Consider the following 18,534-nt stretch of genomic DNA (forward strand, 5'->3'; position numbering starts at 1 on the left):
TTGGATAGTTGATGTCGGGCTATAACTGGTATGTCGTGCAGGCCAAGCCGGGCCAGACGGCTCGCGCTCAGCAAGAACTGGAAAATCAGGGTTTTGATCTGTTCGTGCCCTGGATCAGCATCGAAAAGATCAAGCGTGGTAAGCGGGTCACCGAAGAGGAGCCCCTCTTCCCCGGATATCTTTTTATCTGGCTCTCGGAAATGGACAGCAACTGGCGCCCGATCCGTTCCACACGTGGAGTAGCCCGCGTGATCACCTTCGGAAACAAGCCCGCAGTTGTTCCGGGGGCTGTGATCGAGGCGCTGCGTAGTAAGCTGCGCTCTGACAAGGAGCCGGAGCAGGTTCTGAAATCTCAACAGAAGATCGAAATCGCCGAAGGTCCGTTCAAGGGGCTGAATGCCGTCTTTGTACAATACGATGGTGAACAAAGGGCGTTTGTTTTGCTTGAGCTACTTGGCAAGTGGCAGCGACTGTCGATGGATCTGGGATCGATTCGGGGATAATAAGGCGTGGCGGCAGGAGGCGCGACCTCGCGCCGGTTGGGCCGGCACGGCGATGATCCTTAACCAGGATGGGCTATCGCGACGGGGCGTCAATGCCACCGGAAATCGACCGGATCAATTCCGGTTTCATTAGACTATATCGTCCTAAGTCGTTATAAATACGCGTTGCGTTCATGGAACGGAGATTTCCCGAACGCTCAGTAATGCTTTGCCATGATGGCGAGATTCATTGGCTCAACTGACAGGAGTTATCCCCTGCCATGAACCTGATCTGGGTACCACTGCTGCCCTTACTAGGCACCCTGGTGCCGCTGTTTTCCGAGCGTTTTGGCCGGACAGCCTGCGCCTGGATGACAGCCATCCTTCCCGCTGCTGCGCTGTTAATCGTTCTGAATCACGCGCCTGATATCCTCTCCGGGCAAACTCACTTCTCTTCCCTGCCCTGGATTCCCGCGCTGGGCCTGGAGCTATCGTTCCGACTGGACGGGCTCGCTCTGCTGTTTGCGCTGCTGATCCTCGGCATTGGTCTGCTGATCATCCTGTATGCTCGCTATTACCTGTCCTCCAAGGATTCCATGGGGCGCTTTTACAGCTACCTGATCCTGTTTATGACTGCGATGGTCGGCATCGTTCTATCGAACAATATTCTGCAGTTGTGGGTTTTCTGGGAGCTGACAAGCATCAGCTCCTTCCTACTGATCAGTTTCTGGTCCAACAAGCAGGAAGCCCGTCGTGGCGCACGCATGGCACTTACGGTCACCGGTGCCGGCGGACTCTGCCTGCTGGCCGGCGTATTGCTGATCGGCAACCTGGTCGGCAGCTTCGATCTTTCAGTGGTACTCGACCACGCCTGGAAGATCCGCAGTTCCGAGCTTTACCCTGTTATTCTGGTGCTGGTGCTGCTGGGTGCGTTCACCAAATCGGCCCAGTTCCCGTTCCATTTCTGGCTACCCCACGCCATGGCTGCGCCGACGCCGGTCAGTGCTTACCTGCACTCTGCGACCATGGTTAAAGCCGGCATCTTCCTGATGGCGCGTTTTTACCCGGTGCTATCCGGCACCGATATGTGGTTCCTCATCGTCAGCCTGACCGGTCTTGCAACCCTGCTGCTGGGCGCCTATTTCGCCCTGTTCAAACACGATCTCAAGGGACTGCTGGCTTACTCGACCATCAGCCATCTGGGGTTAATCACCCTGCTGCTCGGCATGGATACCAAGCTGGCGGCCGTGGCGGCGATTTTCCATATCATCAACCACGCCACCTTCAAGGCATCGCTGTTTATGGCGGCGGGGATTATCGACCACGAGTCCGGCTCCCGCGATATGCGCAAGCTCAACGGGCTGTGGAAGTACATGCCCTATACCGCCACGCTGGCGATGGTTGCCGCCTCTGCCATGGCAGGTGTTCCGCTGTTGAACGGATTCCTGTCCAAGGAGATGTTCTTCTCCGAAACGCTGCATCAGAGCTCACTGGGCTCCCTGTCGTGGATTATTCCGGTATTGGCGACCTGCGGCGGCGTGTTCTCCGTGGCCTATTCACTGCGCTTTATCCATGACGTCTTCTTCAACGGCGAGCCGATCGATCTGCCACGCACTCCCCATGAGCCACCGCGCTATATGAAGCTGCCTGTCGAGATACTGGTAGCACTCTGCCTGCTGGTGGGTGTGATTCCCGGCTATGTAATCGGTGGCCTGCTGCACAGCGCCTCCGCAGCGGTTCTGCAGGGCATAGTGCCGGACTACAGCCTGGCGATCTGGCACGGCTTCAACCTGCCGCTGACCATGAGTATCGTGGCATTTGTTGGCGGGTTGATTATCTACTCCAACCGCAAGGTACTGTTCCAGTTCCACGCCCAGTTCCCGGAATCGGACGCCAAAGAGGTGTTCGAGCATGCGATGAAGCGGCTCATGGCAGTCTGTCAGCGCATTTATGGCTGGCTGGAGAACGGTTCGCTACAGCGTTACCTGCTGTTGATGTTCAGTTTCACCATTATGCTGCTTGCCCGGCCGATGATGCAGTTGAGCGATACCGCGGGGTTCCGCCAGACGATCCCGGCTGATGGCGTGGTGATCACCGGTGCCGTCCTGCTGATCCTTGGTGCATTTGCCACGGTGATCTGGCATCGCAAGCGTATGATCGCACTGCTCACGCTGTCGATTGTCGGCTTGATCGTATCCATAGCGTTTGCACGCTTCTCTGCTCCAGACCTGGCCTTGACGCAGCTCTCGGTAGAGGTCGTGACCATCATCCTGCTGATGCTGGCTCTCTTCTTCCTGCCACAGAAAACGCCGAAGGAATCGAGCCCGCACCGGGTAATGCGTGACCTGGGCGTTTCCGCCATGATCGGCGGCGTGGTTGGTACGCTCTGCTACGCCCTGATGACGCGGCCTCATTCGACAATATCGGACTTCTTTGTCGCCAACAGCAAAACCGGCGGCGGCGGCACTAACGTGGTCAACGTCATCCTGGTGGACTTCCGAGGCTTCGATACGCTGGGCGAGATCACCGTGCTCGGTATCGCCGCACTAGGTATTTTCAAACTAATCAACCGTATGCGTCTGTTTATGCCCTCGGGTGACGAACGCGGCCGCCCCTGGTCATCTGATCGCTACCCGATGATCCTCGCCGTGGTATCCCAGCTGCTGCTGCCGCTGGCTCTGCTGGTGTCGGTGTACATCTTCCTGCGGGGCCACAACATGCCGGGCGGTGGCTTTATCGCCGGCCTGATCACCTCCGTGGCGATCATCCAGCAATACGTGGCTAATGGCGTTGAGTTCATCAAGAACCGCCTGAAACTGAATTACCAATGGCTGATTGGGTCCGGCCTGTTGATCGCTACTCTCACAGGCATGGGTAGCTGGCTTGCCGGCCAACCGTTCCTGACCTCCTGGTTCGATCACTTCCACCTGCCGGTGATCGGTGAATTCGAACTGGCCAGCGCCATGCTGTTCGACCTGGGTGTCTATCTGACGGTTATCGGCGCCACCCTGCTGATCCTGGCGAACCTCGGTAAGCTGACCACCACCGAGCGCCCCATGCATAAAGAGGAGGAATCCTGATATGGAGATGGTTTACGCACTCTGCGTCGGTATTCTGACCACCTGCGGGATCTTTCTGACACTGCGCGGACGCACCTTTCCGGTGGTTATCGGGCTGACACTGCTCTCCTATGCAGTGAACCTGTTCCTGTTTGCCAGCGGCCGCCTCAGTACCGAGGATGCAGCGGTTCTTCAGGACAGCGCCACCCAGTACGCCGACCCCCTGCCCCAGGCACTGGTGCTGACCGCCATCGTTATCGGCTTCGCCATGACCGCATTCACGGTCATCCTGGCCATGCGCGCCCGCGCCGATATGGGCAACGACCATGTGGATGGCCGCCTGCCGGTCAGCAACGAAGAATCGCCGCAGAAGGAGAAAAACTGAATGGAGCACCTGGCGATCCTTCCCATCATCATCCCGCTGCTCAGCGGGATACTGATGCTGCTGCCACCGGTCTGTCGCGATAACTGGCGCCAGCGGATTCTGTCGCTGGCTGCGCTCGGCGCAGTGCTGCTGGTTTCGATACGTTTGCTTGCGCTGTCCGCCAGCGGCGAGATCCAGCTGTATGTGCTGGGCGACTGGCAGCCACCGTTCGGTATCGTTCTGGTCGCTGACAGGCTGTCCACGCTGATGCTGCTGCTTACCGCGGTGCTTGGTTTTGGCGCCATGCTTTACGCCTGCGGCGGTGATGACAAGCGCGGCATGTACTTCCACCCGCTGTTCATGTTCCAGATGATGGGCATCAACGGCGCTTTCCTGACCGGCGATATTTTCAACCTGTTCGTCTTCTTCGAGGTGCTGCTGATCTCCTCCTACGCCCTGCTGATTCATGCTGGCGGCAAGCAGAAGACCCGCGCCAGCGTGCATTACGTCATATTGAACCTGGCGGGATCGTCGATATTCCTGTTTGCGCTGGGGATTCTGTACGGCACCCTCGGTACCCTGAATATCGCCGATATGGCGCAGAAAGTTCCTCATCTGGAACCCTCCGAGCAGCTGATCGCCAAGACTGGCGCACTGATGCTGCTGGTGGTGTTTGGCCTCAAATCGGCCATGCTGCCACTGCAGTTCTGGCTACCGCGCACCTATGCCAGCGCCAGCGCTCCGGTGGCCGCCCTGTTCGCAATACTGACCAAGGTGGGCATCTACAGCATTCTGCGTGTGTTCACCGTAGTCTTCGGCGAGGATGCAGGCGGCCTGGCCCAGATTGCGCAACCCTGGCTCTGGCCCCTGTCGATTCTGACGCTGATTATCGGTAGCCTGGGTATCCTCGCCGCGACCAGCCTGCGCCAGTTGATCGCCCAGTTGGTTATCCTCTCCATCGGCACCCTTCTCGCGGCTGTAGCCATGTCTCGCGTTGAAGCCACAGGCGCACTGCTGTACTACCTGATTCACTCGACACTGGTCTGCGGCGCGCTGTTCCTGATTGCGGATCTGATCTTCCATCAACGCGGCAAGGCGGAAGATCGATTCGTCACGGCCCGTCAGATGTGTCAACCCGTGCCTCTGGGTATCGCCTTTTTCATCGGCGCCTTGGCAATTGCCGGCCTGCCACCATTCTCGGGCTTCGTCGGTAAGGCACTGATTCTGAAGGCTGCCGATATGAATGCCGAAGCCGTCTGGATCTACCCGGCCGTGCTGATCGGCGGGCTGGCTGCACTGATTGCCCTCTCAAGAGCAGGCACATCACTGTTCTGGAATATCAGCCGTGAGCCAGATGCCTGCGAACGCACCCCGAAAATCAAACTGGTAGCGGTCTACCTGTTGCTGGCCACCTCACCACTGCTGGTAATCTTCGGCGGCCCGGTAAGCGATTTCACCGAACAGGCGGCGATCCAGCTTCACGGCATGAGCTCCGATCTCGAACCTCTGCTGCGCCCGGGAGGTAAATCATGAAGCTGCAAAAACGCAACCGCTGGATACCTATGCCAGCGCAGAGCTTTATCCTGTTTATCGTCTGGCTGCTGCTGAACAATTCAGTTGCCCCTGGCCAGATTCTGCTGGGCGCCTTCCTCGCCTGGGTAATTCCGCTTCTGGTTGCTCCAATGCAGGCGTCGCAACCCAGGGTTCTGCGTCACGGTCTGGCGGTGCGTTACACCTTGATGGTGATGTATGACATCCTCGTCGCTAACTTCGAGGTCGCGATGCGGGTTCTCGGGCCGAATCGCCGCTTGAACCCGGCTTTCGTGGCGGTGCCTCTGGATCTTGAAGGTTCACTGCCGATCACCCTGCTGGCCAGCACCATCTCGCTGACCCCCGGTACAGTCAGTGCGGAGGTCAGCGAAAACCAGCGCTGGCTCTATGTTCATGCACTCCACCTTGAGGACGAAACCGCGCTGATCGAACAGATCAAGTCCCGTTACGAAGCGCCGTTAAAGGAGATTTTCGGATGCTGAGCATGACCATCACCATCGTCAGCGTGATGATCTGCATCGCCCTGGTGATGAACCTGGTCCGGCTGCTGACCGGGCCGGATCTTTCCGACCGTATTCTTGCGCTCGACACCCTGTATATCAACAGCATCGGTCTGATCCTGCTATTCGGCCTGTACAAGGGGTCTGCACTCTATTTCGAAGGTGCACTGCTGATCGCCATGCTGGGCTTCGTCAGCACCGCTGCACTGTGCAAATACCTGCTGCGCGGCGACATCATCGAGTAAAGGAGACCTGCCATGAGCACAACTGTTGAACTGATCGTCTCCGCCTTCCTGCTGATGGGGGGAAGCTTTGTACTGCTCGGCTCCTTCGGCCTGCTGAAGCTACCCGATTTTTTCACCCGCCTGCATGCCCCCACCAAAGCCACCACTCTCGGAATGGCGGGGCTGTTAATCGGCTCGATGATCTACTTCTTCGCCGCTGAGCAACGCCTGATGGTACATGAACTGCTAATCACGCTATTTCTGCTGATCACCGCGCCAGTAAGCGCTCATATGCTGGCGAAGACCGCGCTGCATCATCGGGTCAAATCCATTAAACGTACCCATGGCAGAGGCCTGACCGAAGCCGCCCGCGAGCGCCAGGTGCCCTCTTTCAGCGAAGACCGCAGCCAATGAGCTTCGGGCTACCCGAAGTAGCCCGAAGCTCAGCTCTGCCAAAAATCACCCTGTAATCCTCATATTCTGTCCCCTGCACCTGACACTGAAGCCCGCCTCCCACGGGCTTGTGCGGGCTGTCATCGCTTTGTGTTATGGTTAGATCGAAATGAGCTATGAAAGGACTGCCGCACCATGCTGAAGAAAGTCGTTATCCCCGTTGCCGGACTAGGAACCCGCGTTCTGCCCGCCAGTAAAGCCATTCCGAAAGAGATGCTGACCGTTGTCGACAAGCCGGTTATCCAGCACGTGGTTGAAGAGGCCATCGCCGCAGGCTTTCGCGAGATCATTCTGGTAACCCGAAGCGGCAAACAGGCGATCGAGGACCATTTCGACCACCACTACGAACTTGAGCATGAGCTGGCCCGCAAGGGCAAACACGAGCTGCGCGCAGCCGTCAACGATACGATTCCCGATGATGTAGAGATCGTCTCCGTACGGCAGCCCCAAGCCCTCGGCCTGGGTCACGCGGTACTCTGCGCCTCCCATGTGGTCGGTGACGACGATTTCGCTGTAATCCTGCCGGACATGGTGATCGATAATCCTGACGGGAACCGCGACCTTACCGCCATGGCCAAGCGTTACGCTGAGACAGGCAAGGGTCAGATCATGGTGGAATCGGTCCCTGAGGACCAGGTGCAGCGCTATGGTATCGTCGATTGCGGCGGTGCCAACGTCGAGGCAGGTACCTCCGCAGAGATCAAAGGAATGGTGGAAAAGCCGGATGTAGCCGATGCGCCTTCGAACCTGGCGATCGTCGGCCGCTACATTCTTCCCGCCCGCGTGATGGAGCTGCTCAAGACCACCAAGCCCGGTGCCGGAGGTGAGATTCAGCTCACCGATGCCCTGTTGGAATTGACCGAAGAATCACCGCTGGAAGCCTACAACATGCGCGGCAAAATCTATGACTGCGGCAATAAGGCAGGCCTGCTCCAGGCTAACGTTGCCCTGGGTCTGCGCCACCCGGAAACCGCCGAGGCACTTAAAGCCTTTATTCAGGGACTGGATGTCTAACTGAGCAGGTCACCGGCTGATAGAGTTAAAAGTGGGGCATAAGGAGATACTGTGAACCCTGAAACTTGTTGGAGCCACCTGCGCGAATCCGCGCAGGTGTTGAAGAAGCAACACCTGAGCGAACTGCTAAGCGATTCTGAACGTTTCGAATCCTTATCATTCGGCCACGATGGGATATTGCTGGATCTTAGCCGTCACCGCTTGCTACCGGAAACGCTTGATCAACTCGTCGCGCTGGCTGATGCCTGCGGCCTTAAAGAGAAAATCGACGCCCTGATTGGTGGCGCCCATGTCAACCCAACCGAGGACCGGGCCGCGCTGCATACCGCACTGCGTACCCCCGCAGGCAAAACGCTTGAGGTCGACGGTACCGATGTGGTTGCCGGAGTACAGAAAACCCTGGAAAAAATGGATCAGCTGGTCGGCATCCTGCATTCGGGTCAGTGGCGCGGTTACAGCGGCGAAGCGATCGACACAGTAGTCAATATCGGCGTTGGCGGCTCCGATCTGGGCCCTTTGATGACCTGCCACGCACTGGAAGAGTTCAAGCCCGATGCCTCAAAAGGAATCGATCTACACTTTGTCTCCTCCATGGACGGCAGTCAGCTCTCAGGCCTGCTGAGCAGACTAAATCCGGCCACGACACTTTTCGTACTTTCGTCAAAGTCGTTCACCACCATCGATACGCTGGCTAACGCGGCGACGGCGCGTCAGTGGCTTATTGACGCCAGTGGCCTGGCGGTGGAAACCATATTGAGGCACCACTTTATCGGCATTACCGCCAAACCGGAAAAAGCCTGCGAGTGGGGCATCCCCGAGCAAAACCAACTGCTGTTCTGGGACTGGACCGGCGGGCGCTACTCCATGTGGTCAGCAATCGGCCTGCCGATCGCCATCGCCACAGGTATGGACGGCTTCCGCCAACTGCTGGCAGGAGCCCACAGCATCGATACCCATTACCAGGAGGCTCCGTTCGAGCAGAACCTTCCGGTACTGCTGGCTCTGGCGGGCATCTGGAATATCAATCTACTGGATATCCACGCCCATGCAATCCTGCCTTATGATGGACGCCTGGCGCACCTGCCCTCCTATCTGGAACAGCTGGAGATGGAGAGTAACGGTAAAAGCGTCACTCTTGACGGGGCAGACGCCGAACACAGAACCTGTCCTGTTCTCTGGGGCGAGATAGGCCCCAACGCCCAGCACGCGTTCTACCAGCTGCTGCACCAGGGCACCGAAGCGGTGATGTGCGATTTCATCGTACCGGCCAAGCGCTATACCGAGCAGAGCCAAACACTGCAGGAACAGCACCGTCTGGCGCTGGCCAACTGCCTGGCGCAGGCACGGGTACTGGCTCTGGGTGATAAGGCACTGGATGAGGAAACCGCAGCTGCCGCTCCAGCCTGGAAACGCTATCGCGGCAACCAGCCCAGCACGGTAATCCTGATCGATGAGCTTACTCCCTATTCACTGGGACAGCTCATTGCCATCTATGAACACAAGGTCTACACCCAGGCGGTCATCTGGCAGATCAACCCGTTCGATCAGTGGGGCGTCGAACTCGGCAAGAAGATGGCGACAGCGATGCTCAATGAGCTTGATGAGCCGAATCCATCTGCCGCGCTTGATAGCGCCACCCGTGGTCTGCTGGGGCGCATAACTGCGCTGCGCCAAACACCCTGAATCAGCCTGCGGACCGCACTGTAAGGACTTACCCTAAGGAATAGCTATGAAGATCTGTGTATGGGGAGAGGAGCTGGCCGGATGGATCGCGGCCGCTCAGTTCGCCGGTTTCGGTAACGATGTGATCAAGGCTGGCTCAGATATGACGCCGGCGGAAAGTGGTAACCGCACAGAGCCAGGCCTGATGGAGCAGCTGCAACAGGCTATTGAAGCTGGCAGACTGGTTTCCGGTGAACAGGTGGACCCCTTCTCCGCCGATATTCACTGGCTGGCCATCGGCCCCGGCGAGCTCGAAGCCGCTAGCGAAATTGTCGCGCGTATCGCGGCGGTACATAGCGGCCAGGTTCTGGTGATCAACCAGAGTAACCTCGGCAGTGGCGCCAGCGATCAACTACAGACAGCACTGGATGCCGAAAAGGATCAGCACGTCATCTACCTGCCAGATATGCTGCAGGCAGGCCAGGCGATGCGTCAGTTCGCTCACCCTGGCGTGCTGCTGGTTGGCTGCGAACACGAGGCGGCCCGGGTCATGTTTGCGGCGCTGATGCGTCCGTTCACCCGTGAAGGCACCGAACTGAGGATGATGAGCCGGCGCGAGGCCGAGTTCACCAAGTTCGCGATCACCGGCATGCTGGCTCTGCGTCTTGGCTATATCAACGAGCTTGCAACACTGGCAGACCATGTCGGTGTGGATATCGAGACCGTGCGTGACGGTATGAGCACTGACCCGCGAGTGGGTCCTCACTATCTTGCGCCGGGTTGCGGCTTCGGCGGGCAGCATTTCACCCAGTATATCGAGGGTCTGGCAGGCCTGCTCAGCAAGACCCGGGGGTCGACACTGCTGGAAACCGTACTCAACCAGAACGAACAGCATAAAGAGCTGCCGTTCCGCAAACTCTGGCAGCATTTCCAGTGCGACTTGAAGGGTCGACGCATCGCTATCTGGGGCCTGGCCTTCAAGCCCGGCGTTACCAATATCGACGGTGCCCCCAGCCTTAAGACCGTAGATGCCCTGCTCGCCCAGGGAGCGATTATCCAGCTGCACGATCCCGAGGCGCTGGAGGAGTTTCGTTTCCACTACGGCGAAAGTGATCAACTGGTATACTGCGCCGAGCCCTACGACGCAGTCAGCGAGGCGGATGCCCTGCTCCTGCTGACCGCCTGGCCCGAGTACTGGTCGCCGAACTACACCGAGCTGCATCGCCTGATGAAAGACCCGGTGATCATCGATGGCCGTAACGTTTACGACCCGCAGTTGCTGCACGACCTGGGATTCACCTATTACGGCGTGGGGCGCTAGCGCCAGCAAGCCGCGTATATCCGCATCAGGAAACGCGGCTTCTTCAACACCGGAACAGCCCCTTGAGTGACAAGCAGACAGCCATAGACGGCACCAAACTCACCCCAGCCCAGGTTGAGTGGCAGAATGACACTCCCGTATCGGTCCAGTTTGACGATATTTACTTCAACAAGGATGGCGGCCAGGCGGAAACCGAACATGTTTTCCTCGCAGCCAACCAGCTTCAGTCCCGCTGGCAACAGTTAACACCGGGGGGACACTTCTGCATCGCCGAAACGGGCTTCGGTACCGGGCTTAACTTTCTCTGCGCCCGCAAGCTCTGGTTGCAAACAGCGCCTGAAAGTGCCCGCCTGCATTTTTTCTCCTGCGAAAAGTATCCTCTCTCCCGCGCGGACCTGAGCATAGCACTGGAACACTGGCCGCAATTCAGCGCGGCCAACACACAGCTTGTATCCGCCTGGCCACCCGCCGCCGAGGGCTTTTATACGCTGGAGTTCGACGATGGGCGTATCAGCCTGACCCTTGCGTTTGGTGATGCCGCAAAGATGCTGGCTGCGTTCGACGGCCAGGTCGATGCATGGTTCCTCGATGGCTTTGCCCCTTCGCGCAACCCCGATATGTGGAGTGACGGGCTGTTTACCGAGATCGCCCGCCATTCCGCTGCCGGTACAACCTTCGGAACCTTCACCGCCGCCGGCATTGTTCGCCGCGGCCTCGCTAGCAGCGGCTTCCACGTGGAGAAACGACCAGGTTTTGGCCACAAGCGAGATATGCTGGTGGGCAGATTTGAGCCCCATGAAACCCAACAGGCATCCCATTCGCCCTGGCTGGCAAGGCCGACACCTCATCAGGGAGAGAAACACGCCATCATTATCGGCGCAGGTATCGCAGGCGCATGCACCGCCGCAGTGCTGGCTAACAGGGGCTGGCAGGTCGATGTTCTTGAACGTAACCCGGAAGCTGCACTCGAAGGCTCGGGCAACCCCCAGGGCGCTCTCTATCTGAAGCTACCGAAAGATCCGACCCGTCAGGGAGAGCTGCACCAGCAGGGGCTTTACTACAGCGCCGCCCTGGTGCGCCGCCTGGCCCAAGCAGACCCAGACACGGGAGACATCTGTGGTCTTTTGAGCCTGGCACTAACGCCCCAGGAGCTTAAACGTCAGCAGCAACTACTCGAAGCTGATCGCTATCCTGACGAACTGGTACATCCAGTCGATGCCGAACAGGCTGCTAAACTTGCCGGCGTGCCACTGGGTGCAGGCGGCCTCTACTTCCCAGAGGGGGGATGGGCGTCTCCACGCCATCTCTGTCAGCAGTTACTGCAGCATCCGGCGATCAACTGCCACTTCGAAACCAAGGTGGAATCGCTGGTCTATGACGCCATGCAGTCACGCTGGCAGATTAACGACGGTGAGTACACTGCTCCCGTGGTAGTGGTATGCAGCGCGTCCGACTCCGCTCAGCTGGAACCCCTATCCTTCCTGCCGATCAAGCCAATTCGCGGTCAAACCACTCAGTCTCCCAAGCCAGAGAACATGAACGACCTGCGCACGGTCGTCTGCGGCGAGGGTTATATCTCTCCGCCGCTGAATGGCCAGTACTGCTATGGCGCCAGCTTCAAGGTCAACGATCCTGCAAGGGAGGTCCGACAGGAGGAACAGCAGCATAACCATGAGCTACTGGCCCGCGCCATACCGCCCCTGGCAGAAAACATTGATCTCGGCGCCGCTACTGGCCGCGTTGCTTTCCGCGCAACCACGCCGGATTACATGCCTATCGTTGGTGCCGTGCCCGACCTTGAATGGACCCTGCAACGCTTCGAGCGCCTGCGACATGATGCGCGCTGGACTTTCGAACCGGGTATGCAGCACCAGCCTGGCCTGTTTGTTAACGCAGGTCATGGATCTAAAGGGCTGCTTAGCTGTCCAATTAGTGCACAGGTTATTGCCGCCCTTATCGAAGGAAGCCCCCTGCCGGTAACCCAGGCAGTAGGTGCTGCACTAAACCCGGTGCGCTTTACTATCAAGAAATTAGTGAAGGGGACGATATAAAGGAATATAGATTCAGCGCCCCATAGGCGGGAGAGTAAAACATGGCACTGGTAGTTTATGATCAGGGGTACCGTATACAGACCCCTGTAGCTTCCCAGTTCAAACCCAAAGGGGTCGATACCCTGACGGAGCCCAAGGAGTCGGGCAGCCTTCCCTCGAGCGACGACATCGCCCATGACGAGGCGCGGGAACTAGAACAATCCTTTCTTCTGGGCCGGCAATCCGGCAAACAAACGCCACCACGCCAAGCATCGGCTGATAACAGCGCCGGCGGAAGCCCGACCCTTTATAGCAGAAGCTCCCTGGTTGGCCCCGAACGCCGAAAAAGCGGCCTCAGCGCCAAACAGCTGCTGACTGCGCCGGTCTACACAACCCGGCTGCAGGATACACTTTACAGCGCCAACCAGAAGATGCAGGAACGCGGTATTCATCACCTGGTCGTTATCGACAGCGATTCACGCCCGTTGGGGCTGATTTCAAATACAGATCTTGAACGAGTGGGCAAGGACTCGGTTCAGCCTGTGTCCACGGCTTACCAGAGTCAGATGATCGTCGCATCCATGGATACCGAGTTGTCCGTACTGGCGAACACCTTCGTCAACTACTCGGTGCGTGCCCTTCCTGTTATCGATGAGCAGGAAAAAGTGGTCGGCATTATCACGCGCTCTGACCTGCTGCGGCTGCTGATCAATAATGGCCGGGTAGACAGCAAAGTCTGAACTATAGGCACTTAAGACAAGCAGATACTTAAGACGAGCCGCTTCAGCCAGGAGCGGCCTCCCCGCCGCGATTCCTTAAGGTGGCGCGCCCACCTTAGCTGCACAGACGATAGGCGCGATGCGCGACTGCTGTAGGCGACTGTTCAGAAGAGAGCGTCAATCTCGACAGAGTTACCTGCTTCTGGAAGCATCACCAGTCCCCGCCTTAACGCCTGCTATCAGAAGAGGGAAGCCCCTGAGGTTTAGCGGGCTGCGCGCCGGGACGGAAATCCGGTATGTCAGGCTCAGGCTCTTTAGCGCCAAATAACCGCGCAAGAAAGCCGAATACCCGTTTGATACCGCGCCAGAGCTTGGGCAGAACCCAGATAAGAAAGAGAATAAACAGGACAAAAGCGGCCAGGAACCACCAGGGATGATTCAGGGCTGTCCATAGCCCCCCCAGTACGATCAGGTCCTCACTGAAGGAGGCGGTCCAGTTGGTCACCGGCTCCGGCGAGGTATTGATCATCACCCGCGTTCCGGCCTTAAGGCTATGAGTGCCCGCCGCCACCGAGCCTCCGACGATAGCCGCCGCCAATCCGACCACAGGGGAGATATCACCGACAGCGCCAGCCGCCAAGGCCGCGCCGGCGGGAATGCGGATAAACGTATGCAGCGTATCCCAACCGGTATCCACGCCGGGCACCTTGTCAGCAAAGAACTCGACACAGTACATCAGGCCCGCCGCCATGATCACCAGCGGATCACCGACTATTTCCAACCCCGGAGGCAGATCGATATGGCCCATATTGTTGAGCACACCCAACATCAGCAGGGTCGCATACAGGTTAATACCACTGGCCCAGGCCACTCCCATGGAGAGTGCTATCAGGCTGGTAATCTGGTCAAGTTGATCCATTCAGTCGTACCTCAGGCTAAACAGAAGGCGGCTCTACTTAAAGCCGCTCTTTTGCCACTATAGAACATTCACCTGTACTTTCACTGAACAGCAACACCACCTCGCCTGAGCGCAGCTTTGCCTTCACCTGCTCCACCTTTCGCGCAAGCGGAGTCTCCTGCTCACCGTAATCGGTACCGTCGCGGGTGACAAACTCTTCGATCAGCCCGTTAAGGGCATCCTCTGAAAGTTCTTTCCAGGGCAGGATCATAGGCCCTGCCCCTCGGCTTCCAGCAACTCAATCAACTGCGCTTCGTTAAGGATACGGATCCCCAGCTGCTCCGCTTTCGCCAGCTTCGAGCCCGCTTTCTCACCGGCGACCAGCGCCGAGGTCTTCGCCGAGACACTACCCGCTACCTTGGCCCCCAGCGCCTGCAAGCGTAGCTTGGCTTCATCGCGGGTCAGCCGCTCCATGGCGCCGGTCAGCACCCAGGTTTCACCCTCCAGTGGCAGGGCTTCAGCAGACGCCTCCGGCTCACACTCCCAATGCATACCGAAATCACGCAGCTGCTGCTCCGTATCGACCAGCTTGCGACGGTTTTCCTCAACTTGCAGGTACTCAAACACATTCTGCCGGGCCTGAGTGGAAAGCCCCGTTACTGCTGCAAGCGTCTCTTCACTGGCCTCCAGCAACGCCTGCAGGCTGCCAAAGTGATCAGCCAGATTATCCGCCCCCTTTCGGCCTACCCGGAAAATACCCAGGCTATCGATCAAGGCACCAAAGGCCACGCTGCCCACCAGCGCAGAACTGACCTGGCCAGACTCTTTCGGCGTAACGCCCAGACTCAGCAGATCATCGATCACCTGCTGGTTATGTCCATCCTGCATGAAGTTGTGGATCTCATGGGCCACGGTGAGGCCGATATCCTTCAACGTTGCCAGCACCTGCGGCAACGCCTTGCGGATATTGCTCAGGCTGCCGAGGCTGTTCGCCAGTGTTCGAGCTGTTTCCTCGCCGACCTCAGGAATACCCAGAGCATAAATAAAGCGTTCAAGACTGATCTGGCGGCGCTGATCGATGGCAGCAATCAGGTTCTCGCTGGAAAGCTGGGCAAAACCCTCAAGCCGCAGCAGGTCGCGGGCGGTCAGTCTGAACAGATCAGCTGGAGAGCGCACCAGTTCCTGATCCACCAGTTGTTCGATATTCTTCTCACCCAGGCCATCGATATCCATCGCCTTGCGCGAGCCAAAGTGAAACAGCGCCTGCTTCAGCTGCGCTTCGCAGGAAAGGCGACCAACACAACGATAGATCGCGCCCTCGCTGACCTGAGCACCGCTCTTGCCATGCTTGATCAACTGGGTGCGTTCAATATCGGAACCACATACCGGACAGTGCTCGGGCACATGCACGGGCTTTTCGCCGCGCGGCTTGTCGGTGACTACCTTGACGATCTGCGGAATCACATCACCGGCGCGGCGCACCATGACATAATCGCCGATCTTTACATCCAGACGAGCGATCTCATCCATGTTATGCAGTGTGGCATTACTCACCGTAACACCGCCCACGAATACAGGCTCAAGACGCGCCACCGGCGTTACCGCCCCGGTACGACCCACCTGAAACTCGACATCGTTGAGGCGGGTAATCTCTTCCTGAGCCGGAAATTTATGCGCAATCGCCCAACGCGGCGCACGCGCCACAAAACCCAACTGCTGCTGGATCTCTCGGCTGTCCACCTTGAACACCAGACCGTCGATATCGTAAGCCAGGCCTGCACGCTTCTGCTCCATATCCCGGTAGTAATCGAGACAACCATCCGCACCGGTCACCAGCCGCATCTCCGGGTTGATTTTCAGACCCCATTCGCGCAGCTGGTGCAGAGTTTCGCTATGACTATCGGGCAGTTCCCCGCCCTCGACAATGCCGGTACTGTAGCTACAGAACTCCAGCGGGCGCTGGGCGGTGATCTTGGGATCTAGCTGACGCAGACTTCCCGCTGCCGCGTTACGCGGGTTAACGAACGTTTTCTCATCACGCGCCCGGGCACGCTCATTAAGCTCTTCAAACCCTGCCTTGGGCATGTAGACCTCACCACGAACCTCAAGCCGCTGCGGCCAGCCGCTGCCGCGAAGCTTCAGCGGGATATTGGCGATAGTGCGCACATTCAGGGTGATATCTTCGCCGGTGTAGCCATCGCCGCGGGTGGCGCCGCGCACCAGGAGACCGTTTTCATAAAGCAGGCTGATCGCCAGACCATCCAGCTTCGGCTCACAGGCGAACTTGAGCATCGAGCCATCGACCCCGTCGAGCCGGTCAGCGATACGTTTAACGAACGCCCTCAACTCCTCTTCACTGAAGGCGTTGTCCAGCGACAGCATCGGCAGCTCATGGGTGACTTCAGCAAAACCGCCCTTGGGTTTGGCACCAACGCGCTGGGTCGGCGAATCCGGCGTCACCAGCTCGGGATGCTCCTCCTCCAGCGCCTTGAGCTCACGGAACAGGCGATCATACTCGGCATCGGGGATGCTGGGCTCGTCGAGAACGTAGTAACGGTGATTATGGGTATCGATCTGTTCACGCAGCGCCTGAATGCGCTCCGGGGCTGAGGTACTCATCGGTTCGGGATATCTCTGGAAAGGAGCCAGACACTCGCTGTCTGGCTGGGTGCTGCTAAGTCGGGCGCGCTATTTATACCGATATGCGATATCAGTGTGCGCGCCGAACCCGTTTATGAATTTCAAAATCGCGAATCCGCTCGCGGTAATGCTCCTTGGTCTGCGGGCGCATGACCGAGCGATCACCATCGAGCATCTCCGCTTCAAGATGACGAGCCAGGGTTTCGGCCGTTGCCAGCATACACTCATAGGCGTACATCGGGTCGGCTGGATCCCGCATCGACATAAAGAAGGTCACCGCGGGTGTCTCCAGTTCATCAATGCTGTCCAGGTCGAAGGTCCCCGGCTGAATCGCGTTGGCCATGCTGAACTGCAGTGAGCCCTGAGCGTTGGGGTTCTCATGACGATGATAGATCTCCATCGCCCCGATCTCCATACCGCAGGCCTCAGCGATGCGATGAATCGCCTTGCCGGGCAGCGTTTCGCCCTGGCGGGCAACGACAAAGATCACCAGCATCTCTTCAGGATCGGCTGTAATCTCTGGAGCGGGCCGCTTTTTATCACTATCGGCAGCCCTGGCCTTAGGCTCTTTTTCATCCGCTGCAGGCTCAACCCGGGCTTGCTCCGGTTCCACGGAATCACTCAGATCCGAGACCGACTCTGCTGCCCGGTGAGCTGCCATTTCATGCTCGTCAACGCTCTCGTAGGCGTCCTCATCAAGCGCCGAACCCAGGCGGCTGGAATCTTCCACCTTCTGAACAACCGGTTGCTCTGATCTTTGAGCTACAGGCTCTTGCGCTGTCTTACGCTGACTGGCCGCCGCTGACTCAGAATCATGTCGCGGACGCACTCTGTCCATTAACACGGGGATCGGCTGCTCGGGGTCGAAATCCAGACTTAACGGCTCAGGTTCGGAATAACTGTCCTCATCCCGCTTGGCGGTCAAGGGTGTATCCGCTTGGCTGCTGTCAGGCTCCGGCGTGGAATCCGCTTCCTGGCCATCGATTTCATCCCACTGATCCTGCTCATCCCACTTTCCGACTGTATCGACACGAGTCTCCGCCTCGGAATAGGCACGGCGCGGCGCCCGATCGCGATCCACGGGAACATCATCGAACAGTGGGTCGAGCTCAGGCTCGTTCTCTGCTAACAGGTCTTGCTGCTGAGCGGACTGGCTGCGACTAGAGGGCTTGGGCTCCGCCCAGGATTTAGCCCTGGGCTCAGGCATCGGCTCAGGTTCGATCTCGGGCTCTGGCCAATCAGGAATACGGTCTGACTCCGCGCTTACCGGCTCAGAACGCGCACCTGTATCAAGATCAGTATCAAACCCAGCGCCAAAACTAGGCTCACGGCGTTCCTTGGGTTCGGCTTTACGCTGACTGGCTGCCTCGGCAGCGATTTTACGCGCGCCACCATTAGGCAACTCAGGGTTGGACTGGGGCGATTCTTCACCCTCGTCTTCATGCTGCATCGACCGATCGATGTTCATACGAATGCGGCTACGATTGCCGCGAATCCGGCGCCAACCATCAAAAAGGATCAGCGCTATTACCAGGATCCCACCAATGATAAGCCATTCGCGCAGACTGATTTCCATGGTTAGGCTCTTTTACCGTCCGGTCTATAATTCAACTTATT

The 18,534-nt window shown here is 58.2% G+C and carries 16 protein-coding genes; 12 read left to right on the top strand and 4 right to left on the bottom strand.

Features of this window, described 5'->3' with window-relative positions; translation table 11 throughout:
• Positions 1–11 precede the first annotated feature (11 nt).
• From rfaH to C4S72_RS13250, 12 genes are all read left to right on the top strand, one after another.
• Positions 12–503, top strand: coding sequence for a transcription/translation regulatory transformer protein RfaH (rfaH, locus tag C4S72_RS13195; RefSeq protein ID WP_104003611.1), 492 nt, complete (start codon positions 12–14; stop codon positions 501–503).
• A gap of 260 nt (positions 504–763) precedes the next feature.
• Complete coding sequence (locus C4S72_RS13200; RefSeq protein WP_104003612.1) at positions 764–3,562, top strand: monovalent cation/H+ antiporter subunit A; 2,799 nt, start codon at positions 764–766, stop codon at positions 3,560–3,562.
• A 1-nt stretch (position 3,563) separates the two neighbouring features.
• Positions 3,564–3,926 carry a Na+/H+ antiporter subunit C gene (locus C4S72_RS13205; RefSeq protein WP_104003613.1) on the top strand — a complete coding sequence of 121 codons (363 nt, stop codon included), beginning with the start codon at positions 3,564–3,566 and terminating at the stop codon, positions 3,924–3,926.
• The gene (locus tag C4S72_RS13210) at positions 3,927–5,438 is read left to right on the top strand and encodes a monovalent cation/H+ antiporter subunit D (RefSeq protein ID WP_104003614.1); all 1,512 of its coding nucleotides are present in this window, start codon (positions 3,927–3,929) and stop codon (positions 5,436–5,438) included.
• A complete protein-coding gene (locus C4S72_RS13215; RefSeq protein WP_104003615.1) occupies positions 5,435–5,938 on the top strand; it encodes a Na+/H+ antiporter subunit E in 504 nt (167 codons plus the stop codon). Before C4S72_RS13210 ends, C4S72_RS13215 begins: the two co-directional genes overlap by 4 nt.
• Positions 5,932–6,201, top strand: a complete 270-nt coding sequence (locus C4S72_RS13220; RefSeq protein WP_104003616.1) for a K+/H+ antiporter subunit F — start codon at positions 5,932–5,934, stop codon at positions 6,199–6,201. Before C4S72_RS13215 ends, C4S72_RS13220 begins: the two co-directional genes overlap by 7 nt.
• 12 nt (positions 6,202–6,213) lie before the next feature.
• A complete protein-coding gene (locus tag C4S72_RS13225; RefSeq protein ID WP_104003617.1) occupies positions 6,214–6,594 on the top strand; it encodes a Na+/H+ antiporter subunit G in 381 nt (126 codons plus the stop codon).
• 174 nt (positions 6,595–6,768) lie between these two features.
• Positions 6,769–7,647 (top strand): UTP--glucose-1-phosphate uridylyltransferase GalU, encoded by an 879-nt coding sequence (galU, locus tag C4S72_RS13230; RefSeq protein ID WP_104003618.1) that lies wholly within the window; start codon positions 6,769–6,771, stop codon positions 7,645–7,647.
• 51 nt (positions 7,648–7,698) lie between these two features.
• Positions 7,699–9,330 carry a glucose-6-phosphate isomerase gene (gene pgi, locus C4S72_RS13235; protein ID WP_104003619.1) on the top strand — a complete coding sequence of 544 codons (1,632 nt, stop codon included), beginning with the start codon at positions 7,699–7,701 and terminating at the stop codon, positions 9,328–9,330.
• A 46-nt stretch (positions 9,331–9,376) separates the two neighbouring features.
• Positions 9,377–10,630: a nucleotide sugar dehydrogenase gene (locus tag C4S72_RS13240; protein ID WP_104003620.1), complete on the top strand. Its 1,254-nt coding sequence runs from the start codon at positions 9,377–9,379 to the stop codon at positions 10,628–10,630.
• A 62-nt stretch (positions 10,631–10,692) separates the two neighbouring features.
• Positions 10,693–12,681: a bifunctional tRNA (5-methylaminomethyl-2-thiouridine)(34)-methyltransferase MnmD/FAD-dependent 5-carboxymethylaminomethyl-2-thiouridine(34) oxidoreductase MnmC gene (mnmC, locus tag C4S72_RS13245; protein WP_160115518.1), complete on the top strand. Its 1,989-nt coding sequence runs from the start codon at positions 10,693–10,695 to the stop codon at positions 12,679–12,681.
• A gap of 41 nt (positions 12,682–12,722) precedes the next feature.
• Positions 12,723–13,400, top strand: a complete 678-nt coding sequence (locus C4S72_RS13250; protein WP_104003622.1) for a CBS domain-containing protein — start codon at positions 12,723–12,725, stop codon at positions 13,398–13,400.
• Between the two features lie 205 nt (positions 13,401–13,605).
• Here C4S72_RS13250 and C4S72_RS13255 read toward each other — a convergent pair whose 3' ends face one another.
• The 4 genes from C4S72_RS13255 to zipA all read right to left on the bottom strand — a co-directional run bounded on the left by C4S72_RS13255 (position 13,606) and on the right by zipA (position 18,493).
• Positions 13,606–14,298, bottom strand: a complete 693-nt coding sequence (locus C4S72_RS13255) for a DUF4126 domain-containing protein (protein WP_104003623.1) — start codon at positions 14,296–14,298, stop codon at positions 13,606–13,608.
• A 37-nt stretch (positions 14,299–14,335) separates the two neighbouring features.
• Positions 14,336–14,548 (bottom strand): YheU family protein, encoded by a 213-nt coding sequence (locus C4S72_RS13260; RefSeq protein ID WP_104003624.1) that lies wholly within the window; start codon positions 14,546–14,548, stop codon positions 14,336–14,338.
• Positions 14,545–16,896, bottom strand: a complete 2,352-nt coding sequence (gene ligA, locus C4S72_RS13265) for an NAD-dependent DNA ligase LigA (protein WP_104003625.1) — start codon at positions 16,894–16,896, stop codon at positions 14,545–14,547. Before ligA ends, C4S72_RS13260 begins: the two co-directional genes overlap by 4 nt.
• A gap of 91 nt (positions 16,897–16,987) precedes the next feature.
• Positions 16,988–18,493, bottom strand: coding sequence for a cell division protein ZipA (gene zipA, locus C4S72_RS13270; protein ID WP_104003626.1), 1,506 nt, complete (start codon positions 18,491–18,493; stop codon positions 16,988–16,990).
• Between the last annotated feature and the right edge of the window lie 41 nt (positions 18,494–18,534).

Source organism: Marinobacterium lutimaris, assembly GCF_900108065.1.
GTDB lineage: Bacteria > Pseudomonadota > Gammaproteobacteria > Pseudomonadales > Balneatricaceae > Marinobacterium_D > Marinobacterium_D lutimaris.